The sequence below is a fragment of the Nonomuraea bangladeshensis genome (assembly GCF_039529455.1).
GTDB classification, from domain to species: domain Bacteria; phylum Actinomycetota; class Actinomycetes; order Streptosporangiales; family Streptosporangiaceae; genus Nonomuraea; species Nonomuraea bangladeshensis.
In genome coordinates this window covers 25,879-51,285 of record NZ_BAAAMV010000003.1, presented here as the reverse complement: position 1 = coordinate 51,285, position 25,407 = coordinate 25,879, and the positions used below count along the sequence as shown (strand labels likewise).

Sequence of the window (25,407 nt, the reverse complement as noted above, 5' to 3'; positions counted from 1 at the left end):
CCTCGCGCGGGTCAGCCCGCGGCGGGCTGGCTCTCGCGCTGCTTCTCGCGCTCGTCGCGGCGGGCCCTGATGCGGGTCCACGCCGCCTCGGCGGCCTGCTGCTCGGCCTCCTTCTTGCTGCGGCCGGTGCCCGATCCGTAGGACTCGCCGCCGACCCGCACCATGGCGGTGAACGACTTGGCGTGGTCGGGCCCGCTCTCCTCGACGTGGTATTCGGGCACGCCGAGCGCCTCGGAGGCGGTGAGCTCCTGCAGCGAGGTCTTCCAGTCGAGCCCGGCGCCCAGCGACGCCGAGCGCACGATCAGCGGGTCGAACAGCAGGTGGACCACGCGGAACGCCTCGCCGAGCCCTTTGTCGACGTAGATCGCGCCGATCAGGGCCTCCAGCGTGTCGGCCAGGATCGAGGACTTGTCGCGCCCGCCGGTGCCCTCCTCGCCCCTGCCGAGCCGCAGGAAGCGGCCGAGGCCGAGGTTGCGGGCCACGTCGGCCAGCGCGCGCATGTTGACCACGGCCGCGCGCAGTTTGGCGAGCTGCCCTTCGGGCAGGTCAGGGTGGTTGCGGTAGAGGGTGTCGGTGACCACCAGGCCGAGCACCGAGTCGCCGAGGAACTCCAGGCGCTCGTTGGTCGGCAGGCCGCCGTTCTCGTACGCGTAGGAGCGGTGCGTCAGCGCCCGCTCAAGAATGTCGTGGTCGAGCCCGACCGACAGAACCCGCTCCAGCTCGTCCCTGGCTACTTCGACGGCCACGGGCTTAGGACCTGCGCCCACGTGCTTCCTCCTCGGACATCTTCCTATGGCGATGGCGCGCCGACTGGCGGGAAGATGCCCGAAAACGTGGTGGGCGTCGGGGTGATCGCGTTGGCCCCGGCGTCCACCACGGCCGCGGGCGAACCGCCGCCGCACGCATCTGAGACGGTAACGCCGACCGAGGCACAATGGCACTCGGTCGGCATCACGTCAACTGCTGACGAGAAACCTGCCGTGTGACTGCCGCCACGCTTTCAACCAAGCACGAAAGGCGGCGGCGGTCCATCCGGCAGAGGTCCGGTCGTGCCGGCGGATCAGGCGGACGGCTCGATGACCTGACGGCGGTTGTAGGTGCCGCAGGTGGGGCACGCGATGTGCGGCTGCTTCGGCGAACGGCACTGCGGGCAGCTCACCAGGGCGACGGCAGTCGTCTTCCACTGGGAGCGACGGGCGCGGGTGTTGCTCCGCGACATCTTTCGCTTCGGGACGGCCACGTCACTTCTCCTGATCGTTATCTTTGTCGGAAATCAGACCTTGCAACGACGCCCAGCGGGCATCGATCACCTCGTGCCGGTGGTCGTCGCCGGCCTCGGCCAGCTTGACCCCGCACTCCGCGCAGAGCCCTTCGCAGTCCTCGCGGCACACGGGGCTCAGCGGCAGTGCGAGCACCACCGCGTCGCGGAACGTCGGCTCGAGGTCGAGCAGCTCGCCGTCGAGCAGCGAGTCGTCCTCCGAGGCGTCCTCGTCGGAGTAGAAGAACAGCTCCTGCAGATCGACCTCGATGTCCGAGGACATCGGGTCGAGGCAGCGGGCGCACTCCCCGGCGAGCGGGGCGCGCGCCGTGCCGGACACGAGCACGCCTTCCATCACTGCTTCGAACCGGAGATCCAGCTCGACTTCGGCGTCCTTGGGGACACCGATCATGTCGACGCCGAGGTCTGCCGGTGCCGGGAGCGTCAGGGTCATCTGCCGCATCGTGCCCGGCCGCTTGCCCAGGTCATGAGTGGAGATCACCCACGGGGAGCGGGGGTCGAGGTGCTGAGTCATCCTGATCTCGCTAGGCATGGCGAAGATGCTCGCCGTCGTACAAGGCCGAAATGAAAGGATAGCAGGTCGCGTTCAGCCCCTGAGCCGCTCGACGAGGAGCTTGTGCACGAGGTCGGGCACCAGGCCCGACACGTCTCCACCATAGCGGGCGATCTCCTTGACCCTGCTGGAGGACAGGAACGAGTATTCGGGGTTGGTCGGCATGAACAGCGTCTCCACCCCCGACAGGCGGTAGTTGAGCTGGGCCATCTGCAGTTCGTAGTCGAAGTCGCTGACCACCCTGATGCCCTTGACGATGGCGGGGATGTCGTTCTGCTTGCAGAAGTCCACGAGCAGGCCGTGGAACTTCCTGACGGTGACGTTCGCGAAATCCTTCGTGACCGTCTGCAGGATCTCGATGCGTTCGTCGACGGTGAACAGGCTGCTCTTCTCGACGTTGATGAGGACCGCCACGGTCACCTCGTCGTACAGGCGGGCCGCACGTCCGATGATGTCGAGATGGCCATTGGTGATGGGGTCGAACGACCCCGGGCAGACTACGCGGCGCAAGACGCCTCCCAGGTCTACGGGTTCCCGGCGGCGCGACCGTACCAAACGGACGCTTCGCCATAACGACGGACCCTCTCCTCAACGTACCCGTCAGGCCACACAAGGGCTTTTCCCCTGCTTTCCCGCTCGAAAGCCACCAGCCCGTCGTCAACCAGCCAGCCGTGGTCCCGCAGCAGCTCAAGCACGGTCGTCACTTCCGCGTCCGGCACCGCGTAAGGGGGATCGGCGAAGACGACGTCGAACGGGCCGCCCTCGGGCGGCTTGGCGAGCAGCCGGGTGACCTTGTCCGCGACCACCCGCGCGCCCTCCAGGCCCAGCGTGCGGACGTTGTCCTTGATCGTCCGCACCGCCTTCGGGTCGGACTCGACCAGCACCGCCTCGGCGGCCCCGCGCGACAGCGCCTCCAGGCCGATCGCGCCGGAGCCCGCGTAGAGGTCGAGGAAACGGACCTCGTCGAGGCCGTACAGGGAGCCGAGCGTCAAGAAGATGCCTTCTCTGGCCCTGTCGCTGGTCGGCCTCGTGCCACGCCCCGGCGGCACCGCCAGCCGCCTGCCACCTGCGCTCCCCGCGATGATCCGAGTCATGTGCCCCATTCTTTCGCATGTTCCCGCAGGTCAAGAGTGGACAAGTGTCGGCCTCGGCTGAGCAAGGGTCGTTGGCTTCGGCCGGGACGGCACGCATGATGAGTCTGCGGCCTTCAAGATGACCCACATGAAGGCCGACCGGCGTGATCGTGAGCCCTTCCGCACGCCGGTTCCCTCGGCACCTGACCCGAGGGTGGGCCCAGCCGGGGACGGCATTCGGGGGGAGGCCGTCCCCGCGGCTGGGTTTCTTCTTTCTTCCCCGCTGCTGCTTCCGTGCTGTTGCTTCCTCTGCTTCCGCGCTGTTACTCCCGCGCTCTCTCCCAGCGCTGTTGCTCCCGTGCTCTCTTCCAGCGCTCTTGCTCCGGCTCTCCTGCGCCGCCCGCTCAGGTCTTCTCCAGGTATTCGGCCCGTTCGTCCTGCAGCAGCCGGTCGATCTCGGCCCGCAGGGCCGGGTGGCCGGCGAGGTCGGCGTCCTCGGCGAGCAGCGCGGCGGCCTCCTCACGGGCCGCGGCGATCACGTCCTCGTCGCGCAGGAGCTGCAGCAGCTTCAGCGAGCTGCGCTTGCCCGACTGGGCGGCCCCCAGGACGTCGCCCTCGCGGCGCTGCTCCAGGTCGACCCGGGACAGCTCGAAACCGTCGAGCGTGGCGGCCACCGCGTCGAGCCTGGCGCGGGCGGGGGTGCCCGCGGGGAAGTCGGAGACCAGCAGGCACAGGCCGGGCAGGCCACCCCGGCCCACCCGGCCGCGGAGCTGGTGGAGCTGGGAGACGCCGAAGCGGTCGGCGTCCATGATGATCATCACCGAGGAGTTGGGGACGTCGACGCCGACCTCGATCACCGTGGTCGCGATCAGCACGTCGAGCTCGCCGCGCGAGAACGAGCGCATGATCGCGTCCTTCTCCTCCGGCGGCAGCTTGCCGTGCAGGACGCCCACCCGCAGGTCGTGGAAGGGCCCCTGGGTCAGCAGCTCGGCCACGTCGAGCACGGCCAGCGGCGGGCGCCGCTCGTCGTCGCCCGAGGCCGCCGCCACCTGCAGGTCGCCCTCGTCGCCCTCCAGGTCGCCGATGCGCGGGCACACGATGTAGGCCTGCCGGCCCAGCGCCACCTCCTCCCGCACCCGCTCCCAGGTGCGCTCCAGGTAGTGGGGCTTCTCGGCGGCCGGGACGACGTGCGTGGTGATCGGCGCCCGCCCGGACGGGAGCTGCGACAGCGTGGAGACCTCCAGGTCGCCGAAGACCGTCATCGCGACCGTGCGCGGGATCGGCGTCGCTGTCATGACCAGCACGTGCGGCCGGGCGTCACCGGCCTTCTCGCGCAGCGCGTCACGCTGCTCCACCCCGAACCGGTGCTGCTCGTCCACCACCACCAGCCCGAGATCGGCGAACTGCACGTGCTCCTGGAGCAGCGCGTGCGTGCCGACCACGATCCCGGCGTTGCCCGAGGCGGCGTCGAGCAGGGCCGCGCGGCGGGCGGGCGCGCCCATCGAGCCGGTCAGCAGCGTGACCGCCGTGCCGCCGAACATGCCGCCCTGCGCGAGGTCGCCCAGCATGGCCGTGATCGAGCGGTGGTGCTGCTGGGCCAGCACCTCGGTGGGCGCCAGCAGCGCGGCCTGGCCGCCCGCGTCGACGACCTGGAGCATCGCGCGCAGCGCCACCACGGTCTTGCCCGCGCCCACCTCGCCCTGGAGCAGGCGGTGCATCGGGTGCTCGCGGGCGAGGTCGTCGGCGATCTCCTCGCCGACCGCGGCCTGCCCCTCCGTCAGCGCGAACGGCAGCCGCTCGTCGAACGAGGCCAGCAGGCCGTCTTCGCGCCGCGGCCGGGGCCGCGCGGGCCAGGCGGTGGCCGCCTGGCGGCGCTGGAGCAGCACCGACTGGAGCACGAACGCCTCGTCGAACTTCAGCCGCTGCCGTGCCCGCCCCATCTCGGCGAAGTCCTTCGGCCGGTGGATGCCCGCCAGCGCCTCGGCCAGCGGCTGCAGCTTGTGACGGGCCCGCAGCTCGGCGGGCAGCGGATCGTCGAGCGGGCCGAGGGTGTCGAGCACGACGCCGATCGCCCGCCGGATGGCCCACGGCGTGAGGTCCTTGCCCGCCGGGTAGATCGGCACCGGCGCGGCCGCGAACTCCGCCGCGCCGCCCTCGTCCTCCTCCTCGAACAGCTCGAACTCCGGATGCGCGAGCTGCCAGCGCGGCCGGCCGCGCGCCCCGAACAGCCCCACCTTGCCGGCGAACATGCCGCGCCGCCCCGGCTTGAGCCGCGACTCGGCCGCATGGGAGCCCTTGCCGAAGAACGACAGGTAGATCTTGTCGCCGCTGCCGTCGGCGACCTCGACCTCCAGCCAGGTGCCGCCCCGGTTGCGCATCGGCTTGCGCATCAGCCGGGTGACCTCGCCCACCACCGTGACGTGCTCGTCCACCTCCAGGTCGGCGAGCGAGGTCAGCTCGCCGCGCTCGGCGTAGCGGCGTGGATAGTGGCGCAGCAGGTCGCCGACCGTCTCCAGGCCGAGCACGCTGTGCAGCAGCTTGGCGGTCTTCGGGTCGAGCGCCTTCGTCAGAGGCTCGTCGAAACGGCTCACGGCATTAAGTTCTACCGCCTGCGGCCGACAGGAATCCCGCCATCCCCCGGCGCGTCACTCGACTCCGATGAGCAGGGGGTAGCCGCCCTGGCCGCCCGCGTACACGGCGAGGTCGACGTCCGGCCGGGTGAGCCGCAGGTGCTCCTCCACGCCCTCGGCGAGGCCCGGCGGGGCGCCGGCGCCCGTGATCAGGGTGACCAGCTCGCCGCCGGCCGCCACCAGGCGGTCCACGACCAGGGCCGCCACCTGATCGAGCGCGCCGCCGATCACCGCCACGTCGCCCTCGATGAGGCCGAGCACGTCGCCGGTGCGGCACACCCCGGCGCTGGTGAACGCCTCCTCGCCGGCCACCGTCACGTGGCCGCAGCGGGTCTGGCCGGCCGCGTCCGCCATCGCCACCACGTCGTCGGCGAAGCGGCGCAGCGGATCGTGCACGGCGAGCGCGGCGAGGCCCTGCACGGTCGCCCGCGTGGGCAGCACGCTGACCGCCTGCCCGTCCTGACGGGCGATCTCGGCCGCCGCGGCGGCCACGTCGCCGACGCCCTCGTCGTTGGGCAGGACCACGACCTCGCTGCCCGCCTGGCGGATCGCCGCCAGCAGGGCGGGCAGCGGCGGCCGCGAGCCGGGCTCGCGGCGCACCACGACGGCTCCGCACTCCTCGAACAGCGCGGCGATGCCGTCGCCCGCGGCCACGGCCACCACGCCCCGACCCGCCTCGGCGTGGCGGGCGCGCTCGGCCAGATAGGTGATCCGGATCCGGTGCGGCCGCCCCGCCCGCATCCCCGCCTCCACGGCGGGGCCGGCCTCCGGCACGTGGACGTGCACGTTCCAGAGGCCGTCGCCGCCGACCACGACCAGCGAGTCGCCCATCGCGTCCAGCTCCGCGCGCAGCGCCGCCACGGCGTCGTCGTCGGCGTCCAGCAGGTACATCACCTCGTAGCCTCCCCCGGCCTCGGTCATCGGCTTGAGCCGGGCTGCCGGGGCGGGCACGTCGTAGTGGCCGTCGTAGGAGCCGGTGACGACCGCGGCCAGGGTCTCCAGGACGATCGCCGCACCGGCGCCGCCCGCGTCCACGACGCCGCTGCGGGCCAGCACGTCGAGCTGGCGCGTGGTGCGCCCGAGCGCCGCCCTGGCCTCGCCCGCCGCCCGCCGCGCCACCTCGGCCAGGTCGCCGTCCAGCTCCTGTACGGCCAGCGCGGCCGACTCCAGCACGCTCAGCACCGTGCCCTCCACGGGCCTGGCCACGGCCTCCCTGGCCAGCGCGGCGGCCCGGTGCAGCGCGGCCCGCAGGTCGTGGCCGTCCTTCAGCACCTCGGCCAGGCCGCGCAGGGCCTGGCTGACGATCACGCCGGAGTTGCCCCGCGCGCCCACCAGGGCGCCGTACGACAGCGTCTGCCACACCACGGCCACGTCCACGTCGTCGGGCAGGGACTCGACGGCCTCGGCCGCGGACAGCAGGGTCAGGTGCAGGTTGGTGCCGGTGTCTCCGTCGGCCACCGGGAACACGTTGAGCGCGTCGATGTCCGTCCTGGCCCGGCCGAGCGCGTCGGCCGCCAGCCGCGCCCAGCGGCGCACCGCGGGCGGGTCGAGGATCTCCATCCGGCGCCTCCGTGCTCCCGCGTGCGCTACCGTTGTCGATGGAGAATATCTCCGTGCCGGGGCTGATCAGGTCTCCCGGCCAGTGCTCCAGTTCGCGCCCAGCGGTATGGATCGGATATTCTCGTCTGGCTGGCCGGTTGTCCCGGCATGCCCTCCGCCCGGAAAGCATCAGCGGACAGGGCTACATCGACTGTTTTAAGGAGCGATACCGTGGCTTCCGTCTGCGATGTCTGCCGCAAGGGGCCGACCTTCGGTAACAACGTGTCCCACTCCCACCGCCGCACCCGCCGTCGTTGGAACCCCAACATCCAGACGGTGCGCGCGGTCGTCGGCGGCACGCCGAAGAAGCTGAACGTGTGCACCTCGTGCATCAAGGCGGGCAAGGTCACCCGCTAAGTTCTTTCACCGCGCGAAGGCCCGCCGCCCTTTCGGGAGCAGCGGGCCTTTGTCATGCCCGCCTCCGGGCCCTTGGTCGGCCCACGGTCGGGCCTTGGTCGGGCCCGTCGTCCGGGCCCACGCCGCCAGACCCGCCGTCAGGCACGCGCGCAGGCGTCCCCGTCGTTGTGCCCGTCGTTAGGCCCGTCGTCCGGGCCCGCGCGGCCAGACCCGCCGTCAGGCACGAGTGCAGGCGTCCCCGTCGTTGGGTCCGTCGTTGGCCCTTCAATGGATCCGTCATTGGGCCCGTCGTTGGGCCTTCGCCCGCGTTGCGGCGGCGGGTCAGCGCCAGCGCCAGGCGTGGTCCACGGGGCCGATGCCCTCGCCCAGAGGGAAGCCGTGGGCGATGGCGCCGGTCACGTACTCCTTGGCCGCCCGCACCGCCTCCGGCACGTCGTCGCCCAGCGCGAGGCGGGAGGCGATGGCCGAGGCCAGCGTGCAGCCGGTGCCATGAGTGTGGCGGTTGTCGTGGCGCTCAGCGGCGAAGCGGTGCTCCTCGGCGCCGTCGGTCAGCAGGTCCACCGGCGCGCCCGGCAGGTGGCCGCCCTTGATCAGCGCCCACTTGGGGCCCAGCGCGAGGACGGCGTCGGCCGCGCGGCGCAGGCCGTTCTCGTCCTCGACCTTGACCGAGGTGAGCTGCTCGACCTCCCACAGGTTCGGCGTCGCCACCGTGGCCACCGGGAGCAGCCGGGTGCGCATCGTCTCCACGGCCTCCTCCGCGAGCAGCGAATCGCCGTGCTTGGACACCCCGACGGGATCGACGACGACCGGCGCGCCGTACCGGCCGAGGACTTCGGCGACCACCTCGACCAGGACGGGCGAGGCCAGCATGCCGGTCTTGACCGCCTGCGTGCCGATGTCGCCGAGCACGGAGTCGAGCTGCGCCCGTACAGCCTCGGGCGGCAGCTCCCAGTAGCCCTGGACGCCGAGCGAGTTCTGCGCGGTCACCGCCGCGATGACGCTCATGCCGTGGACGCCCATGGCCATCATGGTCTTCAGGTCGGCCTGGATGCCCGCGCCTCCCCCGGAGTCGGAGCCGGCGACGGTGAGCACGCGTGGAGGGGTCGAAACCGTCATGTCCCCCATCCAACCATTTGACCCGGTCAGGTGACGGCGCACTCCCCGCTGACCATGCCGCAGGTCTCCGCCTGCTCGCCCTTGCCCGTAGCGGTGAACGTGACCTCCGCCGAGTCACCGGCCGCCAGGGTGCTCGGCACGTCCAGGATCAGCAGGTCTCCGTCCTGCGTCCAGGTCGCGCCGCGCACGCTCAGCACCTTGCCCTCGACCGGCACCGAGACCGTGGGGGCGGCCAGCGCCCGCGTCGAGGTGTTCGCGACCTTGAGGCTCGCCGAGTAGGAGCCGACGCGCTGCTTGATCGTCTGCTGGACGTTGATCGAGCCGCCGGCGGCGCCGCCCTGCCCGAACGGGCCGGGGCGGTCGGTGTCGACGGGAGTCGGCTGCGAAGGGGCCTCGGTCGCGCCGCCGTCCGAGGAGGGCTCGGGGTTCGGGTTGGGGGTGAGCGTGTCGCTCTCCTCCGCGCCCGTCGGCTCCTCCGTCACCCGCTTGGTCGGCTGCGCGGACGCCTTCACCCTGGTCCTGGTGGGCTTCGGCGTGGGCGAGGTGGTGCGGCGGGGGGCGCGGGCGACGTACGAGGCGGTGGGCGTCGGACGGCCGGACGGCGTGGTCTTCTCCTCGTCCGCCGTCGGCTCCTCCTCGGGCTCGCTCTCCTCTTCCTCCGCCGCCGGGTCGGCGACGGAGGGGCCGGGGGCGGCCGGGGTCTTCTGTACGGCCGCGCAGGTCGCGCCCTCGCACTTGGCCGGGTCGCCGGAGCTCATCAGCTTCACGCCCGCCACCGTGCCGCCGAGCACCACGGCCACGGCGGCGACGGACAGCAACGCCATGCGGCCCTTGCCGCCGCCGGACGACGACGGGGCGGCCAGGTCGTCGCCCCTGCCCCTGCCGCCGCGGCCACCGCCCCGGCCGCTGTCGCTGTCGCGGTCCTTGTCGCCGTCGCGGTCCTTGCGGCGGCCGCGGCGGCCCTTGGGCTCGTCCTGGTCGTCGAGGTCGTCGAGGCCCGAGTCGGCGGACCAGCCGGAGGTGAGGAAGCCGGTCTCGGCCTCCGCCCACGCCGGGGTCCTGACCGCCGCCGTGGGCTCGCCGGCCACCTTGATGTCGCCGGGCATGGGCGGGCCCGCAGGGGGCGCGTCGAACCTGGCGGTACGGTCGGCCGGGCCGTCGAACGCGCCTCCGGCCTGCCCTTCCTGATCGTCGAAGAACCCTTCACCGCGCATCGGCCGCGCGAAGGGGTCACTCCCGGGCCCGGTCGCGCCGGGCTGGTCAAAGGGACCGGTCCCACTCGGCCGGCCGAAAGGACCAGTCCCGGTGGGCTGGTCGAAGGGGCCGGTGCCACCGGGCCGGTCGAAGGGGCCGGTGCCGCCGGATCGGTCGGCAGAGCCAGGACCGCCGACCTGGTCGAAGGGGCCAGTGCCGCCGGGCTGGTCGAACGGGCCAGTACCGCCGGGACGACCGGAGCTGGGGCCGCCGACCTGGTCGAAGGGGCCAGTGCCGCCGGGCCGGTCGAAGGGGCCGGTGCCGCCGGGGCCGGTGGGGGCGCCGAACGAGCCGGGGCCGAAGGGGGCGCCGCTCTGGGCGTCCTGCGGGCCGGACGGGCCGGGGAATGCGGCGGTGCGCTCGGCGGGGGCGTCGAAGAAGCCGCCACCAGGCCGGGGGCCGTCGCCACGTCCCGGAGCCCTGTCAACCGGCCCTGGTACGTCGAAGTCACCTGTGGCGGGCCCGCCGAACGAGGCGGCTCCGCCCGGAGTCCGCGGACCGCCGGCGGGATCGCCAGGCAAGCCGGCCCCAGGGCCGCGGGAGCCGGCGGGATCGCCGGGGAAGCCGGAGCCGGCGGGCCGAGGGCCGGAAGCGGGGTCGCCGGGGAAGGCGGAACCAGGGGCTCCAGGCCCGAAGGCGGGGTCGCCAGGGAGGGCGGGGGTGCCGGGAGAGGGGGCGTCCCAATCTGCGGGGCGGGCGAAGGCGCCCGTCACCTCGAAGGGGCCGGCCTGGTCGCCAGGGGGCGGCGGGAAGGCACTCGCGGGTCCGCCGGCGGAGTCGGTGGGCAGCGCGAAAGCTCCGGTGACCTCGAACGGCTCGGCCCCCGGCCCGCGCGGCGGCTCGCCCTCGCGGCGCCGCATCGGGGCCCACTGCCCCGTGACCTCGGGCCGGTCCGGCAGGGACGGCCAGCCCGGCGGCTCGGCCTCCTCGTCAGGACCCCAGAATGCGCTACTGCTCCCCCGTTCATCCCCGTCGTCGGATCCACCTGTGCCGTGGCGGCCCATGGCTGCCCTTTCTGCCGGTTACAGTTGGCCGCCAATCTTCATAACACCTTTGCTACGCCGTTGTCACAGCAATCCCACTAGTCGTACCCCAAACCGGGAAAATATCCCAAAAATCGGGACAGATCACTACCGAAAGTGATCCCAGCCGCCACGTCCCATTTCTCGCCCGTACACGAGAATCCCTTCACCTTCGACCACCCGCCCCATGACCTGCCACTCCGCGGGCAACCGCACCCCGGCGGGAAAGACCGCCGCGAGCGCGTGATCCTCGCCACCCGTGAGCACCCATTCCAAGGGATCGGCCCCCAGCTCCTTGGCCGCCGCCAGCACCGGCTCGCCCACCGTGAACGCCTGCGGATCCAGCTCGATCCGCACCCCGCTCGCCGTGGCCACGTGCCCGAGGTCCTGCAGCAGCCCGTCGCTGACGTCCAGCATCGCGCTCGCGCCCAGCTCGGCGGCGCGCGGCCCCTCCTCGTACGGCGGGCAGGGCCGCCGGTGCGCCGCCACCGCCCGTTCCAGCGCCTCGGTACGGGCCGGCACCCCGGCGTCGAGCAGCGCGAGCCCGGCCGCCGCGTGCCCGAGCCGCCCCGCCACCGCCACGACCTGCCCCGGCCGTGCGCCGTCCCGCCGGACGGGGGCCCGCCCGCCCAGGTCGCCCAGCGCGGTGACCCCGAGGACCACCAGGTCGCACCGGGTCACGTCGCCCCCGGCCACGCTCGCGCCGACGACCGCGCACTCGTCGCGAAAGCCGTCGGTCAGCCCGTCCAGCCAGGTCACGGGCAGGTCGGCGGGGATGCCGAGGCCGATCACCAGCGCGGTCGGGGCAGCGCCCATGGCGGCGACGTCGGCGAGGTTCTGGGCGGCGGCCTTGCGGCCCACGTCGTACGGGCTGGACCAGTCGCGCCGGAAGTGCCGGCCCTCCAGCAGCAGATCGGTGGAGACCACGACCCGCCCGTCGGGGGCGGCGACGAGCGCCGCGTCGTCCCCCGGACCCAGCATTACTGCCGCTCCCTGGGGAAGACGGCCGGTAATACGATTTACCACGCCGAATTCGCCGAGATCCCCGACTGTGATGACGCACCTCCTGACGCACACAGGGTACGGTGGCCCTTCGGCGTGATCCAATCGCCCGGGAGGACGTGATGGTGCAGGCCTACATCCTTATTCAGACCGAGGTCGGCAAGGCCGCCGCAGTGGCCGGGGAGATCTCCGGGATCCCCGGTGTGACGCAGGCGGAGGACGTGACCGGTCCCTACGACGTGATCGTCCGCGCGGAGGCCCGTAACGTGGACGAGCTGGGCAAGCTGGTGGTGGCCCAGATTCAGGCGGTGGAAGGGATCACGCGTACGCTGACGTGTCCGATCGTCCACATCTGAGCCGTCCCGTTCCGAAGGTAGTCGTCGCATGCGTGCCGCCGCCGTCCTGCTCGTTCTCCTAGCGCTCGCCGGTTGCGGCGGCACCGTCCAGGTGGAGCCGCCGGTGCCCGCGGGCCCGGCGGTCGCCGCCTGCGACAAGCTGGCCACGCTGCTGCCCGCGTCCCTCGACGGTGCCGAGCGCGGCACGTCGGAGCCGCCTTCGCCGTACGTCGCCGTCTGGGGGGACGGCGCGATCGCGCTGCGCTGCGGCGTGCCCCGCCCGGTGCGGATGGCGCCGACGGACCAGCTCCAGGAGATCAACGGCGTCGGCTGGTTCGCCGACCCCGAGCGGCCCGCGTTGTACACCGCCGTGACGGACACCGCGTACGTGGAGGTCACGATCGGCGGCGGCCACACGCCCGGCGACGTGCTCGCCGAGCTGTCCGGCCCGGTGGGCCGGATGGCGGGATGACGCTCATCGCAGCCCGGCCGGCCGGTTGAGCGCGAGCTGGATGAGCCGGTCCACGAGCTCCGCGTACGACACCCCGGTGGCGGCCCAGAGCTGCGGCGCCACCGACAGCGAGGTGAAGCCCGGCATGGTGTTGATCTCGTTGAGTATCAGCCGCCCGTCGGGCGTGTAGAAGAAGTCGACCCGCGAGAGCCCTTCGCAGTCGAGCGCCTCGAACGCCCGCACCGCGAGGGCCCGCAGCTCCTCGGCCGTCTCGGCGGGGATGTCGGCGGGGACGGTGAGCGACATCTGGTCGGGGTAGTACTTGGCCTCGAAGTCGAAGAACTCCTGCCCGCCCTCGACCTTGACCTCGCCGGGCACGGACGCGGCGGCCGGCTCGTCGCCGGGCGACTCCAGCACCGCGCACTCGATCTCGCGGCCCTCGATGGCGGCCTCGATGAGCACCTTGGGGTCGTGCTGCCGGGCGAACTCCACGGCCTGTTCGAGCTGGGCCCGGTCGGCGGCCTTGGAGATGCCCTGGGAGGAGCCGGCCCGCGCGGGCTTGACGAAGACCGGGTAGCCGAGCCGCTCCTCGGCCTCCTTGAGCACCAGCTCGCGGTTGAGCCGCCAGTCGCGGTCGCGTACGGCGACGAACTCGCCGGTGGGCAGCCCGGCCGCGGCGAGGACGGTCTTCATGTACGCCTTGTCCATGCCGACGGCGCTGGCCAGCACGCCGGAGCCGACATAGCGGACGCCGGCCATCTCCAGGAGGCCCTGGATGGTGCCGTCCTCGGCGAACGGGCCGTGCATCACGGGGAACACCACGTCGACCGTCCCGAGCTCGACGGGGATGGCACCGGGGTCGTAGGCCACGAGGGAGCTGCCGCCGGAGGGCAGCGCGAGCGCCGCCCCCGAGGTGTCGACGACCGGCAGCTCGCCTTCCTCGATGGCGAACCGCTGGTCGGACGCGGCCAGCACCCACCTGCCGTCCTGGGCGATCCCGATCGGGATCACCTCGTACTTGCTCCTGTCGATCACATCCAGCACGCTGCCCGCGCCCATCAGGGACACGGCATGCTCGGAATTGCGACCTCCGAAAACGACGGCGACGCGTGGCTTGCTCATGGTGTCCGAATCTACCGGGGTGTCCCCTGTACAGCGAGTCAGCCCCGGCGCACGGCGCGCCCGGTCAGACGCCGTACCGTTCCGGTTTGGGCGAGCGGGACATGAGCAGCATGCCGGCCTCGGCCGGCGACATGCCGTCGTGCACCACTCCGACCACGACCTCGGTGATCGGCATCTCGACGTCGTGCTTGCGGGCGAGCGCCAGCACCGACTCGCAGGACTTGACGCCCTCGGCGGTCTGCCGGGTGGCGGCGACCACCTCGGCGAGGGTCATGCCGCGCCCGAGGTTCTCGCCGAAGGTGCGGTTGCGCGACAGCGGCGAGTTGCAGGTGGCGACGAGGTCGCCCATGCCGGCGAGCCCGGCGAAGGTGTGCGGGTCGGCGCCCAGCGCCGCGCCGAGCCGCTGCATCTCGGCCAGCCCGCGGGTGATGAGCATGGCGCTGACGTTGTCGCCCATGCCCATGCCGGCCGAGACGCCGACGGCGAGCGCGATGACGTTCTTGACCGCGCCGCCCAGCTCGACGCCGACGACGTCGGGGTTGGTGTACGGGCGGAACCACGGCGGCAGGTGGCAGATCGCCTGCAGTTTCTCGGCGACGGACTCGTCGGCGCAGGCCACGACGGTGGCGGCGGGCTGGCGCTGGGCGATCTCCTTGGCCAGGTTGGGTCCGGAGACGACGGCCACCCGCTCCTCCGGCACCTCGGCCACCTCGCGGATCACCTCGCTCATCCGCTTGGTGGTGCCGAGCTCGATGCCCTTCATGAGGCTGACCAGGACCGCTCCGCGCGGGATGTGCTCGCGCCAGGCGGCCAGATTGGCCCGCAGGGTCTGCGAAGGCACGCACAACACCACGAAGTCGGCGCCGTCGAGGGCCCGCTCGGGGTCGGTGGTGGCGCGCAGCGTGGGCGGCAGGGGGATGCCGGGGAGGTAGTCGGCGTTCTCGTGGGTGCGCTCGATGGCCTCCATCTGCTCGGGCCTGCGCCCCCACAGCGTGACCTCGTTGCCCGCCTCCGCGAGGATCATCGCGAACGTGGTGCCCCACGAGCCGGGGCCGAACACGGCGACTCTCGTCATGCGGTCACCGCCTCGCGGGGTCGTAGGGGGCCTCGGGGGCCTTCTCGCCGCGCAGCTCGGCGAGCTGCGCGGTGATCGCCGCCATGATGTCGGCCGTGGCCTCGCGCAGGACGTCGCCCTGCGGCGGCCGGCCGGCGTATGCGGACAGGTCGACCGGCGGGCCCACCGACACGCGGAAGGTCTTGCGGGGGAAGAGCCGCGGCTTCTTCTCGCCGTACGGCAGCAGCTCGTGCGCGCCCCAGTGGGCGATCGGGATGACCGGGACGCCGCTCTCCAGCGCCAGCCGGGCCGCGCCGGTCTTGCCCACCATCGGCCAGAGGGCCGGGTCACGGGTGCAGGTGCCCTCGGGATAGAACAGGATCGCGCAGCCGTCCCGGAGCCGTTCGGAGGAGATCCGCAGCGAGCGCGCGGCCTCGGCGCTGCCGCGTTCGACGGGGATGGCCAGCAGCCCGATCAGGGCCTGGCGGAGCAGAGGGACGCGGAACAGCGCGGACTTGGCGAGGACGACCGGCCAGCGCCCGTTGTTGAAGAGGAAGTGCGCGAGCAGGACGGGGTCCGTCCAGGAGAGGTGGTTGGCCGCGATGATGATGCCGCCGGTGCGCGGGAGGCGCTCGCCGTGCCGCCAGTCCCGCTTGACCAGGAGCCGGGAGAGTGGTTTCACGACGACGACTGCCAGGGTCTCCCAGAAACGCGACGGTCGCGTGCGGCGGCTCATGGACTCCTCCTCGGGTATGCGCCCCAAGTCTCCCGGTTGCCCGCCGAGGATGTCGAGGCGCGATGCTTAAGGGTATGAGCTCTCGGTGGTCCCTGGTCATTCCGGTCAAGACGCTGGTCGCCGCGAAGACCCGGCTGGCCGACGCGACGGGACCGCACCGCACGAGGTTCGCCGTGGCGGTGGCGAGCGACACCGTGGCGGCCGCGTTGTCCTGCCCGGCGGTGGCGCGGGTGATCGTGGTGACCGCCGATCCCGCGGCGGCGGGCCCGCTCGCGGCGCTGGGCGCGGAGGTGGTGCACGACCCCGACCGCGGGCTGAACACCGCGCTCCGCACGGGCGCCGCGCACGCCGTGGCCGTCGCGCCGGGCGAGGCGGTGGGGGCGCTGCAGGCCGACCTGCCGGCGCTGCGCCCGGCCGAGCTGGCGACGGCGCTGGAGGCGGCGGCCGAGTTCGACCAGGCGTTCGTGCCCGACGCGCTCGACGTCGGCACCACGTTCTACGGGGTACGGCCGGGGGTCCCGTTCACGCCGCGCTTCGGCGGGGAGTCGCGGGCCAGACATCTGGCGGGCGGCGCGAAGGAGCTGTGCGTGCCGGGCATCGAATCGGTCCGGCGCGACGTGGACACCCCCGCCGACCTGGCGGCGGCGATCGCGCTGGGGCTGGGGCCGCACACGGCGGCGCTGGTCGCCGAGCTGTGGCCGGGCTCCGGGGCCTGACCGCTCGCCGCGCCCCCGGCGCACGGATTACGCTGGTGGCGTGCAGGGCACGGTACGCAGCTTCGACGAGGCCACCAGGTCGGGCACGGTCTTCCTTGACGACGGGACCGTGCTGGAGTTCGACGCCCCCGCCTTCGACGCGGGCCCGCTGCGGCTGCTGCGCACCGGGCAGCGGGTCAACCTGGCGCTGACCGGGGAGCGGGTCACGTACATCACGCTGTCCACGTTCCCGCTGCCCTAGGAGGCCGCACAACGCGCGACGCCCGGGCGAGGAGCCCGGGCGTGACGGTCCGCTGACGATCTGCTGCGGCTACTTCTTCTTGCCGCTCTTCTTGCCGCCCTCGTTCACGAGGTCCTTGAACTCCGAACCGGGGCGGAACTTGGGAGCCCAGCTCTCCGCGACGTTGATCTCGGCACCCGTGGACGGGTTCCTGGCCGTGCGCGCCGGCTTGTTCACCATCTCGAACGCGCCGAAGCCCGTGATCGAGACCTTGTCGCCGCTCGCCACGGCCTTCTGGATGGTGTCGATGACCGCGTTCACGGCCTCGGTGGCCGTCCTCTTGTCGCCCACCCGGTCCGAAATGGCCTCGACGAGTTCTCGCTTGTTCATGAAAGTCCTGCTCCCCCAGTTATGGTCAGGGTTCCAGCACACGAGTTCGACGTAGAAACCCCTTACGCGAGTCGAAAGTAGGCGGGATCGCGGGGGAACTCAATCACCGACGGTGTTTTCGTCATTACGTGGCGTGTCGAGCGCGGACAGGAACGCCTCCAGCCGGGCCGCCGCCCGCTCGGGGTCACGCTTGGCGAGGTCGCAGATGGCGAGATAGCGGCGGGCCAGCCGCGCCTTGTCCACGGCGGGATCGGCGGCGGGCAGCAGGCGGACGCGGCGGTGCGCCTCGCGCAACCGCCGCGCCAGTTCGTCGTCCTCTAGACGGTCGTCGGCAGCCATGGCTGCCGACCATTCTCGTACGCCGTGATGTCCTCGGCGTGACGCAGGGTCAGTCCGATGTCGTCCAGGCCCTCCATCAGCCGCCAGCGGGTGTAGTCGTCGATCTCGAACGCGACGACCTCGTCCGCCCAGCGGACCTGGCGTTCGGCCAGGTCAACGGTGATCTCCAGCTTGGGGTCCGCCTCGACGGCGGCCTGCAGGGCCTCGACCTTGTCGCCGGGCAGGACGACCGGCAGCAGGCCCATCTTGGTGGAGTTGTTGCGGAAGATGTCACCGAAGCGGGCGGCGATCACGGCGCGGAACCCGTACTGCTGCAGGGCCCACACCGCGTGCTCGCGGGAGGAGCCGGTGCCGAAGTCGGGGCCGGAGACGAGGATCGAGCCGCCCTCGTAGGCGGGGTCGTTCAGCACGAACGTGGGGTCCTCGCGCCAGGCGGCGAACAGGCCCTTCTCGAAACCGGTGCGGCTGACCTGCTTGAGCCAGACGGCCGGGATGATCTGGTCGGTGTCGACGTTGCTGCGGCGCAGCGGCACCGCCGTACCGGTGTGGGTGGTGAAGGCTTCCATCGGTCGTGACTCCTTACAGGTCGGCGGGGGCGGTCAGGCGGCCGGTGACCGCGGTCGCGGCGGCGACCTGCGGCGACACCAGGTGGGTGCGGCCACCCTTGCCCTGGCGGCCCTCGAAGTTGCGGTTGGAGGTCGAGGCGCTGCGCTCGCCCGGCTGGAGCGTGTCGGGGTTCATGCCGAGGCACATCGAGCAGCCGGCCTCGCGCCACTCGGCGCCCGCGGCCTTGAACACCTCGTGCAGGCCCTCCTGCTCGGCCTGGAGCTTGACCAGCATCGAGCCGGGCACGATGAGCGTGCGGGTCTTGACCTGGCGGCCCTTCAGGATCTCGGCGGCCGAGCGCAGGTCCTCGATGCGGCCGTTGGTGCACGAGCCGACGAAGACGGTGTCGACCTCGATCTCACGCAGCGGCGTGCCGGCCGACAGGCCCATGTACTCCAGCGCCCGCTCGGCGGCGGCCCGCGCGACCGGGTCGGCGAAGGACTCGGGGCTCGGGACGGACTCGCCCAGCGGCAGGCCCTGGCCGGGGTTGGTGCCCCACGTGACGTAGGGGGTCAGCGTCGTCGCGTCGATCTCCACGACCTGGTCGAAGACGGCGTCGTCGTCGGTGCGCAGCGACTTCCAGTACGCGACGGCCTGGTCCCACGCCTCGCCCTCGGGCGCGTGCGGGCGGCCCTTGAGGTAGGCGAACGTGGTCTCGTCGGGGGCGATCATGCCCGCCCGCGCGCCGGCCTCGATCGACATGTTGCAGACGGTCATGCGGCCCTCCATGGAGAGCTTGCGCACGGCCTCGCCGCGGTACTCGATGATGTGGCCCTGGCCGCCGCCGGTGCCGATCTTGGCGATGATGGCCAGGATCAGGTCCTTGGCGGTGACGCCGGCGGGCAGCTCGCCGCTGACCTCGACGGCCATCGTCTTCGGCCGGTAGGCGGGCAGCGTCTGGGTGGCGAGCACGTGCTCGACCTCGGAGGTGCCGATGCCGAAGGCGATGCCGCCGAACGCGCCGTGCGTGGAGGTGTGCGAGTCGCCGCAGACGATCGTCATGCCCGGCTGGGTCAGGCCGAACTGCGGGCCGATGATGTGCACCACGCCCTGCCCGGCGTCGCCCATCGGGTGCAGCCGGATGCCGAACTCGGCGGCGTTCTTGCGCAGCGTCTCGACCTGCGTCTTGGACACGGGGTCGGAGATCGGGCCGAGCACGGTCGGCACGTTGTGGTCCTCGGTGGCGATGGTGAGGTCGGGGCGGCGCACCTTGCGGCCGGCGAGGCGGAGCCCGTCGAACGCCTGCGGACTGGTCACCTCGTGAATGAGGTGCAGGTCGATGTAGAGCAGGTCAGGTTCGCCCTCGGCACGCCTCACGACGTGCTGCTCCCAGACCTTCTCGGCCAGTGTGCGGCCCATGATCTCCTCCTGTGTCTTCGCGATGCGCCGTCGCATCGCCCGCTCAAGGCCCGCCCCCGTCTGCCGCTCCGGGTCCCGGTGCATCTTTGCGGGAGTTTGCCTCCGACTTGCCTTCTCATATGTCGAGACTGCAGTATCGGTACATGGACAACTCTAGCGGAGTCGGAGTACTCGACAAGGCCGTTCTTGTACTCAATGCCCTAGAAGCGGGACCCGCTTCACTGGCGCAGCTCGTCCAGGCCACCGGTCTGGCCCGCCCCACGGCCCACCGTCTGGCCGTCGCACTGGAGCATCACCGCATCGTCAGCCGGGACACACAGGGCCGTTTCGTGCTGGGGCCGCGGCTGTCGGAGTTGTCCACCGCCGCCGGCGAGGACCGGCTGCTCGCCGTGGCCTCCCCCGTCCTCATGCAGCTCAGGGACCTGACCGGGGAGAGTGCGCAACTTTACCGCCGGCAGGGCGATGAGCGGGTCTGCGTGGCCGCGGCCGAGCGGGCCAGCGGCCTGCGCGACACCGTCCCGGTGGGCTCGGCGCTGCCCATGACGGCCGGCTCGGCGGCCCAGATCCTGCTCGCCTGGGAGGAGCCCGACCGGCTGCACCGCGGCCTGCGCGGCGCCAAGTTCACCGCCGCGACCCTGGCCTCCGTACGGCGGCGCGGCTGGGCCCACAGCGTCGGCGAGCGCGAGCAGGGTGTGGCGAGCGTCTCGGCGCCCATAAGGGGCAGCGGCGGCAAGGTGATCGCGGCCGTGTCGGTCTCCGGCCCCATCGAACGGCTGACCCGGGCCCCCGGCCGGCTGCACGCGGTGCCGGTCATGGCCGCCGCCGAACGCATCACCGAGGCCATGCGGCGCACGTCATGATCAGCAAAAGGATGTATTTCGGGAGCCGTCAACGTCGGGAGCGCACTAGCCTGAGTGCGTGACAGATCGCATCGAGGTAGCCGCCACTGAGCTGCGACCCCTGCTCGAAGAGTTCATCATGTGGGCGCGCGTCAACGCGCCCGACAGCGACCCCGAGCTCGTGGGGCCCGCCGCCCTGTGGCACCGTCTCGCCTTCTCGCCGGACCCGGGCACCTGGAAGCGCGCCGACCTGCGCAACCTGCTGCTCGACCGCATGCCGGAGGTGGTGGAGGATCCCGACGCCGCCGCCGACGGGATGCTCCCGGCCGTGGACGCCTACCTCACGTTCCTCTCGCAGACCGGCAGGCTGACCAAGCGCTCCGACTCCCTCGCCGATCTGCAGGCCGAGCTCGACGACGTCGAGGACGAGTTCGTCGAGCTGATGGACGAGCTCGTCGAGGACGGCGACGACGCCGACGAGGCGGACGGCGAGGAGGAGACCGGCGACCTCGGCGACTTCGAGCCGTTCGCCGACGAGCTCGCCGACCTCGACACGATCCGGCTGCGGCCCGACTCCGAGCTGGCCGCGGCCGCCCGGCAGGCCCCGCTCATCGCCAAGGCCCGCGACCTGGCCCTCTGGGTCGGCTCCGGCCGCCGCGTGGGCGAGGACACCCTGCTCAGCGACACCGAGGTGGAGGAGGCGCTGGCCGCCGTCGGGCTGCCCAGGCCCGAGGTCGAGGGCCCGATCGCCGAGGCCGTGCCCTACCTGTGGAACATCTGGAACCTCGCCGTGGACCTCGAGTTCCTGGAGCCGGGCGAGGGCAACACGGTCGCGGTCCAGGACGACACGGCCGAGTGGCCGTTCGACGACGACGAGGACGTCCTCGACGCCTGGATGCTCGGGCTCCACTCGGTCGACTACGGCGACCCCGAGCTGTCCGACGACGACCTGACCATGGCGCTGGCCGGCCTGACCCGCGGCGTGCTGGTCAGGCTGCTGCTGGCCGGCGGCTCGCGCGACCTCGACGAGCTGGCGCGCGAGCTGTCCGAGGCCGCCGCCGAGCTGGACGAGGAGCTCGGCGCCGACGCCTGGGAGGCCGCAGGCGACCCGCTCGCCCCCGCAGTCGACTGGCTGGTCGGCTACGGCATGGTGGAGGTCGAGGGCCGCACGCTCAAGCTCACGCCGCTCGGCACCGAGGGGGTCGTCCACCTGGTGGACGACGCCGACATCGAGGTGGACGCCCGGCCCGCCATCGAGTCGATGAGCGCCCACGAGCTGCTGGCGCTCAGCGCCGAGCTGCCCGAGGAGGAGGCCGACGCCGAGTTCGCCGCCTGGATGCGGCTGCGCGAGCCGGCCAAGGCCGCCGAGGAGCTGCTGGAGGCCGCGGCCGAGGACGAGAGCGACGCGCTCATCCGGGTGCAGGCGGCCAGCGTCGTCGGCACGCTGGGCGAGGCCGCGCTTCCCGCCTGGCAGGAGGCGCTCAAGCAGCCGTCGCTGCGGCCCTACGCGGCCACGCATCTCAGCCAGCTCAAGGTGGAGGGCGCTCCCGAGCCGACGCAGGACGACACCCGCTGGCTGATTCTCGACATGTGGACGATCTCGGCCGGGCTCGGCCGGTCGGAGTTCGTGAGCAGCCTCCAGGACATCGGCCCCGAGATGGTCACCGAGCTGCTCGAGGTCATCTGGAAGATCCCGCACGCGCACGTCGAGGAGCTGCTGGACCTCATCTCCCAGGTCCACCCGGACAAGCAGATCGCGAAGGCGGCCCGGCGGGCGCTGTTCAAGGCCCGCTCGGTGTGACGTCGCGGAAAGCCCTCGCCGTTCGCGGCGGGGGCTTTCCGCTTGCGGTACGGCCCCGTGAAACGCGAAAACGCCCCGGGCCAGAGGCGCCGGAGCGTTGATGGAGCAGACGTAGTCCCGACCGGATTCGAACCGGCGCTACCGCCTTGAGAGGGCGGCGTCCTGGGCCACTAGACGACGGGACCTTCGCGAGCTTGTGACAAGTGGTAGTCCCGACCGGATTCGAACCGGCGCTACCGCCTTGAGAGGGCGGCGTCCTGGGCCACTAGACGACGGGACCCTGTCCACAAGCTTTCGTCGCCGGATCTCCCCGGCGACGCAGGTAACTCTACCGCACCCCGCAGACCACAACCAAACCGCTTAACAGCGCTCCGTACGCCCTTACCGGCGGTCAGGCGGTGAGCAGGCCGCGCCGGTAGCCCTCGCTCACGGCCGCGGCCCGGTCGCGGACGTCGAGCTTGGCGTACACGTGCAGCAGGTGCGTCTTGACGCTGGCCTCGCTGATGAACAGCGCGGCCGCCGCCTCCTTGTTGGTCGCTCCCCCGGCCACCAGCCGCAGCACCTCCAGCTCGCGCCTGCTCAGGGCGCCTCTGGACGGCCTGCGTACCTGCTCGGCCAGCCGGCCGGCGACGGCGGGCGCGATCACGGTCTCGCCCCGGTGGACGGCCAGCACCGCGCGGACCAGCTCGCCGGGCGGGGCGTCCTTGAGCAGGTAGCCGTGGGCGCCCGCCTCCAGCGCGGGCAGCACGTCGGTGTCGAACGTGGTCAGCACCAGCACCCGGGGGCCGGTGCCGGCGATGCGCCTGATGGCGGCGACGCCGTCCAGGCCGGGCATGCGCAGGTCCATCAGCACGACGTCGGGACGCAGCTCGGCGGCCAGGCGCACGGCCTGCTCCCCGTCGGCCGCCTCGCCGGCGAGCTCCACGCCGGAGCCGGGGCCGAGGGCGGCACGCAGGCCGTCGCGCACGATGGGGTGGTCGTCGGCGACCAGCACCCGCACGGGTGGCGTCATGAGTCCTCCCCTCCGCCCGCCATCGTCTCATCGGCTGGAGAGGGGGGAACGGCAGTAGGCAGGGCTGGGACGGCGGCCGCGATCGCGGTGCCCGCGCCCGGCTGTGACTCGATCTCCAGGGTGCCGCCGGCGGCCCGGACCCGCTGCCGCATGCCGTCGAGCCCGAAGCCGTCAGTGGCCGCCTGCGGATCGAACCCGGCTCCGTCATCCCGGATGTCCAGGAGCACGAGATCGTCCGTGTACGACAGGGTGAGAGCCGCCCTGGTGGCTTCCGCGTGCCTGGCGACGTTCGCCAGGGCCTCCTGGGCGACGCGGAACAGGGTGGCCTCCAGGTCGGCGGACAGCGCGACCGGCCATCCGGTGACCTCGCAGGCCAGCGGCACCCTCGACATCCGCGACCAGGACGCGGCCATGCGCTCCAGCGCCTCCGGCAGGCTCGACCGCTCCAGCGGGCCGGGACGCAGCGCGTTCACCGACCGGCGGGCCTCGGCCAGCCCGCGCCGGGCCAGCGTGGCGGCCTGGCCGAGGTGGCGGCCGGCTTCCTCGCCGGTGGCGCCGGCGGCGGCGTCGAGCTGGCGGATCAGCGCGACGAGGTCCTGGGTCAGGGTGTCGTGCAGCTCGCCGGCCACCCGGTGCCGCTCGTCGCGTACGCCCGCGTGCCTGGCCTGGTCCAGCAGCCTGGCGTGCAGGGAGGCGTTCTCGTCCATGGCGGCGCGCAGGCGTACGACGAGGCGGCGGCGCTTGTCGTGCTCGGCGGCGACGTACCAGCCGGCGACGGCCAGGGGCAGGGCGACGCCGGCGATCACGGTGAGCAGTGCGGCGCGGTCGCCGGGGGCCGCCTGGGCGGCCACGACGACGACGGCGGTGACCGTCACCCCGGCCATCACCAGCCGGGACGGGAGCAGCGCGAGGGCGAGCGGATAACCGACCGCGGCGAACACCGCGAAGGCGGCGTGCGCGGCCGTCAGCGCTCCGGCGAGGGCCACGAGGACGAGGTAGTGGCCGACGACGAGCACGCGACGCCGGTCGCGGCGCGGGTGCAGCCAGGCGAGCGGCGCGACCCACACGGCGGCGGCCACGGCGAGCACGGGCCACCCCGCGCCGCCGGACGACCCCGAGAACGACCACGGGAGCGGCCACGACGACGGCTCCGCGTCGCCGCCGTTCGTGCCCGTGAGGGCGGCGGCGGTCGCGGAGGTCGCGAGCAGCGCGTACGCGAGCCCCAGGAAGACCCACCGTTCGCGCCCGTCAAGCCGGCTCATGCCCTCCAGCCTGGCACGGCATCCACCGATCGGTGGATACGCGGCCTCCACCGATCGCGGAGCCGGCCGGGCGAAGCGGCGCCGGGTCCGCGCGGGCGACGATCGGGGACATGAGCGATCCCACACGAAGGAAGACGATCCAGCTGGCCACGGCCGCGGGCGCGCTCGGCGTCCAGGCGGCCGCCATGACGGGCGGGCCTCCCCGGCGGGGCAGGGAGGTGACCACGTTCGTCTTCGTGACCGGCTCGAACGGCGTGGCCTCCGCCGACGCCGAGCTCACCCTGCGCGGGCACCGCTCGGTGGGCGTGAGCCTGCCGGGGCACGGCCCCGCCGAGCAGTTCCACGTCGCCTACCAGGCGCCGCAGGACCTTGCGGCGCTGGCGGCGCTGCCCTCGCCGGTGGCGCGGGTGACGCTGGACGACTACGTGGCGGCCACGGTGGACACCGTACGCCGGGCCGCGCGGCACGGCAGGGTGGTGCTGGTGGGCGGCAGCCTCGGCGGCTCCACCGTGACGAAGGCCGCCGACGCCGTGCCCGACCTGGTCGACCTGCTGGTCTACGACGCCGCCTTCTGCTGCACGGAGCTGCGTTCCCCGGCGGAGTACATGGAGACGCCGGAGAACGCGGGCAGCCTGGCGGGCAGCGTGCTCGGCGCGATCGTCGGCGACCCCCGCGAGCTGGGCGCGATCCGGGTGAACTGGCGGACGAACGACCCGGCGTTCCTGGCGGCCGCCAAGGCCGCGTACATGGCCGGCGGGACCGACGGCGAGCTGCTGGCCATGCTGAACACGCTGCTGCCCGACGAGAGCCTGCTGGTGTCCGGCGCGGACTCCCGTGGCCGCCCGTACGCCTGGGGGCGGGTGCCGCGCGTCTACATCCGGCACTCCCGTGACCGGGTGATCCCGCTCGCGCTCCAGGACCGCATGATCAGGGAGGCGGACGCCGCCACGCCGGGCAACCGGTTCGAGGTCTTCACCGTGGACACCTCCCACGCCCCGACCCCGGAGGACTACCGCCAGATCACCGACATCCTGGACAAGCTGGCACGCTGACCCGCGGGCGGAAAACAAAAAAGCGGGGGTCTCGATGAGACTCCCGCCGCAGATGGCGCCTTGCTGGGGTACCAGGACTCGAACCTAGACTAACTGAACCAGAATCAGTCGTGCTGCCAATTACACCATACCCCACCGCTGTCACGAGCTCCGTGGAGCGCGCTTGGCGACGTCCGAAAGAATAGCCCAGCTCCGGGGGTAAGACCAAAACGATTGCCGGACGGGGTG

At 72.5% G+C, this 25,407-nt stretch carries 27 protein-coding genes and 3 tRNA genes; 8 read left to right on the top strand and 22 right to left on the bottom strand.

Going from position 1 to position 25,407, the window contains the following annotated elements; genetic code table 11:
* Positions 1-11: 11 nt before the first annotated feature.
* The 7 genes from rnc to ABD292_RS08400 form a co-directional block, all read right to left on the bottom strand.
* Entirely contained in the window at positions 12-746 is a 735-nt protein-coding gene (gene rnc, locus ABD292_RS08430; protein WP_020543958.1) for a ribonuclease III, read from the bottom strand.
* Positions 747-1,060: 314 nt separating this feature from the next.
* Complete coding sequence (gene rpmF / locus ABD292_RS08425; RefSeq protein ID WP_033409409.1) at positions 1,061-1,240, bottom strand: 50S ribosomal protein L32; 180 nt, start codon at positions 1,238-1,240, stop codon at positions 1,061-1,063.
* 1 nt (position 1,241) lies between these two features.
* On the bottom strand, positions 1,242-1,811 hold the full coding sequence (locus tag ABD292_RS08420) for a YceD family protein (RefSeq protein WP_371251570.1): 570 nt from the start codon (positions 1,809-1,811) through the stop codon (positions 1,242-1,244).
* Between the two features lie 54 nt (positions 1,812-1,865).
* Positions 1,866-2,342, bottom strand: coding sequence for a pantetheine-phosphate adenylyltransferase (coaD, locus tag ABD292_RS08415; protein WP_344206494.1), 477 nt, complete (start codon positions 2,340-2,342; stop codon positions 1,866-1,868).
* Between the two features lie 14 nt (positions 2,343-2,356).
* Positions 2,357-2,926, bottom strand: coding sequence for a 16S rRNA (guanine(966)-N(2))-methyltransferase RsmD (gene rsmD, locus ABD292_RS08410; RefSeq protein ID WP_344206493.1), 570 nt, complete (start codon positions 2,924-2,926; stop codon positions 2,357-2,359).
* A gap of 383 nt (positions 2,927-3,309) precedes the next feature.
* Positions 3,310-5,496 (bottom strand): ATP-dependent DNA helicase RecG, encoded by a 2,187-nt coding sequence (recG, locus tag ABD292_RS08405; protein ID WP_344206492.1) that lies wholly within the window; start codon positions 5,494-5,496, stop codon positions 3,310-3,312.
* 54 nt (positions 5,497-5,550) lie between these two features.
* Positions 5,551-7,095: a DAK2 domain-containing protein gene (locus ABD292_RS08400; protein WP_344206491.1), complete on the bottom strand. Its 1,545-nt coding sequence runs from the start codon at positions 7,093-7,095 to the stop codon at positions 5,551-5,553.
* Between the two features lie 210 nt (positions 7,096-7,305).
* Here ABD292_RS08400 and rpmB point away from each other — a divergent pair, with 210 nt between their 5' ends.
* The gene (gene rpmB, locus ABD292_RS08395; protein ID WP_043618345.1) at positions 7,306-7,491 is read left to right on the top strand and encodes a 50S ribosomal protein L28; all 186 of its coding nucleotides are present in this window, start codon (positions 7,306-7,308) and stop codon (positions 7,489-7,491) included.
* Positions 7,492-7,812: 321 nt separating this feature from the next.
* Here rpmB and thiD read toward each other — a convergent pair whose 3' ends face one another.
* The 3 genes from thiD to ABD292_RS08380 form a co-directional block, all read right to left on the bottom strand.
* Positions 7,813-8,616, bottom strand: coding sequence for a bifunctional hydroxymethylpyrimidine kinase/phosphomethylpyrimidine kinase (gene thiD, locus ABD292_RS08390; protein ID WP_344206490.1), 804 nt, complete (start codon positions 8,614-8,616; stop codon positions 7,813-7,815).
* A gap of 17 nt (positions 8,617-8,633) precedes the next feature.
* On the bottom strand, positions 8,634-10,721 hold the full coding sequence (locus ABD292_RS08385) for a hypothetical protein (RefSeq protein ID WP_344206489.1): 2,088 nt from the start codon (positions 10,719-10,721) through the stop codon (positions 8,634-8,636).
* A 270-nt stretch (positions 10,722-10,991) separates the two neighbouring features.
* Positions 10,992-11,960 carry a thiamine-phosphate kinase gene (locus tag ABD292_RS08380; protein WP_344206488.1) on the bottom strand — a complete coding sequence of 323 codons (969 nt, stop codon included), beginning with the start codon at positions 11,958-11,960 and terminating at the stop codon, positions 10,992-10,994.
* 47 nt (positions 11,961-12,007) lie between these two features.
* Here ABD292_RS08380 and ABD292_RS08375 point away from each other — a divergent pair, with 47 nt between their 5' ends.
* Positions 12,008-12,241: an Lrp/AsnC family transcriptional regulator gene (locus ABD292_RS08375; protein ID WP_242379215.1), complete on the top strand. Its 234-nt coding sequence runs from the start codon at positions 12,008-12,010 to the stop codon at positions 12,239-12,241.
* A 28-nt stretch (positions 12,242-12,269) separates the two neighbouring features.
* Positions 12,270-12,692 (top strand): DUF3515 domain-containing protein, encoded by a 423-nt coding sequence (locus ABD292_RS08370; protein ID WP_344206486.1) that lies wholly within the window; start codon positions 12,270-12,272, stop codon positions 12,690-12,692.
* A gap of 3 nt (positions 12,693-12,695) precedes the next feature.
* Here ABD292_RS08370 and ABD292_RS08365 read toward each other — a convergent pair whose 3' ends face one another.
* From ABD292_RS08365 to ABD292_RS08355, 3 genes are all read right to left on the bottom strand, one after another.
* A complete protein-coding gene (locus ABD292_RS08365) occupies positions 12,696-13,793 on the bottom strand; it encodes a D-alanine--D-alanine ligase family protein (RefSeq protein ID WP_344206485.1) in 1,098 nt (365 codons plus the stop codon).
* Positions 13,794-13,857: 64 nt separating this feature from the next.
* Entirely contained in the window at positions 13,858-14,868 is a 1,011-nt protein-coding gene (locus ABD292_RS08360; protein WP_344206484.1) for an NAD(P)H-dependent glycerol-3-phosphate dehydrogenase, read from the bottom strand.
* 4 nt (positions 14,869-14,872) lie between these two features.
* On the bottom strand, positions 14,873-15,583 hold the full coding sequence (locus ABD292_RS08355) for a lysophospholipid acyltransferase family protein (RefSeq protein ID WP_344206483.1): 711 nt from the start codon (positions 15,581-15,583) through the stop codon (positions 14,873-14,875).
* A gap of 74 nt (positions 15,584-15,657) precedes the next feature.
* On the opposite strand from ABD292_RS08355, the gene cofC reads away from it, so the two are divergent.
* Positions 15,658-16,299 (top strand): 2-phospho-L-lactate guanylyltransferase, encoded by a 642-nt coding sequence (gene cofC / locus ABD292_RS08350; RefSeq protein WP_344206482.1) that lies wholly within the window; start codon positions 15,658-15,660, stop codon positions 16,297-16,299.
* Positions 16,300-16,339: 40 nt separating this feature from the next.
* Positions 16,340-16,540 carry a hypothetical protein gene (locus ABD292_RS08345; RefSeq protein WP_344206481.1) on the top strand — a complete coding sequence of 67 codons (201 nt, stop codon included), beginning with the start codon at positions 16,340-16,342 and terminating at the stop codon, positions 16,538-16,540.
* 69 nt (positions 16,541-16,609) lie between these two features.
* Here ABD292_RS08345 and ABD292_RS08340 read toward each other — a convergent pair whose 3' ends face one another.
* The 4 genes from ABD292_RS08340 to leuC all read right to left on the bottom strand — a co-directional run bounded on the left by ABD292_RS08340 (position 16,610) and on the right by leuC (position 19,213).
* A complete protein-coding gene (locus tag ABD292_RS08340) occupies positions 16,610-16,909 on the bottom strand; it encodes an HU family DNA-binding protein (RefSeq protein WP_020543974.1) in 300 nt (99 codons plus the stop codon).
* Between the two features lie 99 nt (positions 16,910-17,008).
* Entirely contained in the window at positions 17,009-17,248 is a 240-nt protein-coding gene (locus ABD292_RS08335; protein WP_329590566.1) for an SCO5555 family protein, read from the bottom strand.
* On the bottom strand, positions 17,227-17,814 hold the full coding sequence (gene leuD, locus ABD292_RS08330; protein ID WP_344206480.1) for a 3-isopropylmalate dehydratase small subunit: 588 nt from the start codon (positions 17,812-17,814) through the stop codon (positions 17,227-17,229). The genes ABD292_RS08335 and leuD overlap by 22 nt, the downstream gene beginning before the upstream one ends.
* Before the next feature lie 13 nt (positions 17,815-17,827).
* The gene (gene leuC / locus ABD292_RS08325; RefSeq protein ID WP_344206479.1) at positions 17,828-19,213 is read right to left on the bottom strand and encodes a 3-isopropylmalate dehydratase large subunit; all 1,386 of its coding nucleotides are present in this window, start codon (positions 19,211-19,213) and stop codon (positions 17,828-17,830) included.
* Between the two features lie 143 nt (positions 19,214-19,356).
* Here leuC and ABD292_RS08320 point away from each other — a divergent pair, with 143 nt between their 5' ends.
* Both ABD292_RS08320 and ABD292_RS08315 read left to right on the top strand, forming a co-directional pair.
* Positions 19,357-20,073: an IclR family transcriptional regulator gene (locus ABD292_RS08320; protein WP_020543978.1), complete on the top strand. Its 717-nt coding sequence runs from the start codon at positions 19,357-19,359 to the stop codon at positions 20,071-20,073.
* A gap of 58 nt (positions 20,074-20,131) precedes the next feature.
* Positions 20,132-21,853, top strand: a complete 1,722-nt coding sequence (locus ABD292_RS08315) for a hypothetical protein (protein ID WP_344206478.1) — start codon at positions 20,132-20,134, stop codon at positions 21,851-21,853.
* A 112-nt stretch (positions 21,854-21,965) separates the two neighbouring features.
* On the opposite strand, the gene ABD292_RS08310 is transcribed toward ABD292_RS08315, so the two are convergent.
* The 4 genes from ABD292_RS08310 to ABD292_RS08295 form a co-directional block, all read right to left on the bottom strand.
* Positions 21,966-22,038 (bottom strand) — tRNA-Glu (locus tag ABD292_RS08310).
* Between the two features lie 19 nt (positions 22,039-22,057).
* Positions 22,058-22,133, bottom strand: a tRNA-Glu gene (locus tag ABD292_RS08305).
* A gap of 111 nt (positions 22,134-22,244) precedes the next feature.
* Positions 22,245-22,865, bottom strand: a complete 621-nt coding sequence (locus ABD292_RS08300; RefSeq protein ID WP_344206477.1) for a response regulator — start codon at positions 22,863-22,865, stop codon at positions 22,245-22,247.
* On the bottom strand, positions 22,862-24,127 hold the full coding sequence (locus ABD292_RS08295) for a sensor histidine kinase (protein ID WP_344206476.1): 1,266 nt from the start codon (positions 24,125-24,127) through the stop codon (positions 22,862-22,864). The genes ABD292_RS08300 and ABD292_RS08295 overlap by 4 nt, the downstream gene beginning before the upstream one ends.
* Positions 24,128-24,237: 110 nt before the next feature.
* Here ABD292_RS08295 and ABD292_RS08290 point away from each other — a divergent pair, with 110 nt between their 5' ends.
* A complete protein-coding gene (locus ABD292_RS08290; RefSeq protein ID WP_344206475.1) occupies positions 24,238-25,179 on the top strand; it encodes an alpha/beta fold hydrolase in 942 nt (313 codons plus the stop codon).
* Between the two features lie 63 nt (positions 25,180-25,242).
* On the opposite strand, the gene ABD292_RS08285 is transcribed toward ABD292_RS08290, so the two are convergent.
* Positions 25,243-25,314: transfer RNA gene (locus ABD292_RS08285), tRNA-Gln, on the bottom strand.
* Between the last annotated feature and the right edge of the window lie 93 nt (positions 25,315-25,407).

What these genes read in the sequence shown, in the direction of transcription:
- leuD (WP_344206480.1), bottom strand. Translation starts at nt 17,814, where the DNA reads ATGGAAGCCTTCACCACCCACACCGGTACGGCGGTGCCGCTGCGCCGC.
- ABD292_RS08375 (WP_242379215.1), top strand. Translation starts at nt 12,008, where the DNA reads ATGGTGCAGGCCTACATCCTTATTCAGACCGAGGTCGGCAAGGCCGCC.
- ABD292_RS08300 (WP_344206477.1), bottom strand. Translation starts at nt 22,865, where the DNA reads ATGACGCCACCCGTGCGGGTGCTGGTCGCCGACGACCACCCCATCGTG.
- ABD292_RS08340 (WP_020543974.1), bottom strand. Translation starts at nt 16,909, where the DNA reads ATGAACAAGCGAGAACTCGTCGAGGCCATTTCGGACCGGGTGGGCGAC.
- cofC (WP_344206482.1), top strand. Translation starts at nt 15,658, where the DNA reads ATGAGCTCTCGGTGGTCCCTGGTCATTCCGGTCAAGACGCTGGTCGCC.
- ABD292_RS08335 (WP_329590566.1), bottom strand. Translation starts at nt 17,248, where the DNA reads ATGGCTGCCGACGACCGTCTAGAGGACGACGAACTGGCGCGGCGGTTG.
- rsmD (WP_344206493.1), bottom strand. Translation starts at nt 2,926, where the DNA reads ATGACTCGGATCATCGCGGGGAGCGCAGGTGGCAGGCGGCTGGCGGTG.
- ABD292_RS08385 (WP_344206489.1), bottom strand. Translation starts at nt 10,721, where the DNA reads ATGCGGCGCCGCGAGGGCGAGCCGCCGCGCGGGCCGGGGGCCGAGCCG.
- ABD292_RS08420 (WP_371251570.1), bottom strand. Translation starts at nt 1,811, where the DNA reads ATGCCTAGCGAGATCAGGATGACTCAGCACCTCGACCCCCGCTCCCCG.
- ABD292_RS08365 (WP_344206485.1), bottom strand. Translation starts at nt 13,793, where the DNA reads ATGAGCAAGCCACGCGTCGCCGTCGTTTTCGGAGGTCGCAATTCCGAG.
- ABD292_RS08355 (WP_344206483.1), bottom strand. Translation starts at nt 15,583, where the DNA reads ATGAGCCGCCGCACGCGACCGTCGCGTTTCTGGGAGACCCTGGCAGTC.
- leuC (WP_344206479.1), bottom strand. Translation starts at nt 19,213, where the DNA reads ATGGGCCGCACACTGGCCGAGAAGGTCTGGGAGCAGCACGTCGTGAGG.
- thiD (WP_344206490.1), bottom strand. Translation starts at nt 8,616, where the DNA reads ATGGGGGACATGACGGTTTCGACCCCTCCACGCGTGCTCACCGTCGCC.
- ABD292_RS08295 (WP_344206476.1), bottom strand. Translation starts at nt 24,127, where the DNA reads ATGAGCCGGCTTGACGGGCGCGAACGGTGGGTCTTCCTGGGGCTCGCG.
- ABD292_RS08370 (WP_344206486.1), top strand. Translation starts at nt 12,270, where the DNA reads ATGCGTGCCGCCGCCGTCCTGCTCGTTCTCCTAGCGCTCGCCGGTTGC.
- ABD292_RS08320 (WP_020543978.1), top strand. Translation starts at nt 19,357, where the DNA reads ATGGACAACTCTAGCGGAGTCGGAGTACTCGACAAGGCCGTTCTTGTA.
- ABD292_RS08400 (WP_344206491.1), bottom strand. Translation starts at nt 7,095, where the DNA reads ATGGAGATCCTCGACCCGCCCGCGGTGCGCCGCTGGGCGCGGCTGGCG.
- ABD292_RS08360 (WP_344206484.1), bottom strand. Translation starts at nt 14,868, where the DNA reads ATGACGAGAGTCGCCGTGTTCGGCCCCGGCTCGTGGGGCACCACGTTC.
- ABD292_RS08290 (WP_344206475.1), top strand. Translation starts at nt 24,238, where the DNA reads ATGAGCGATCCCACACGAAGGAAGACGATCCAGCTGGCCACGGCCGCG.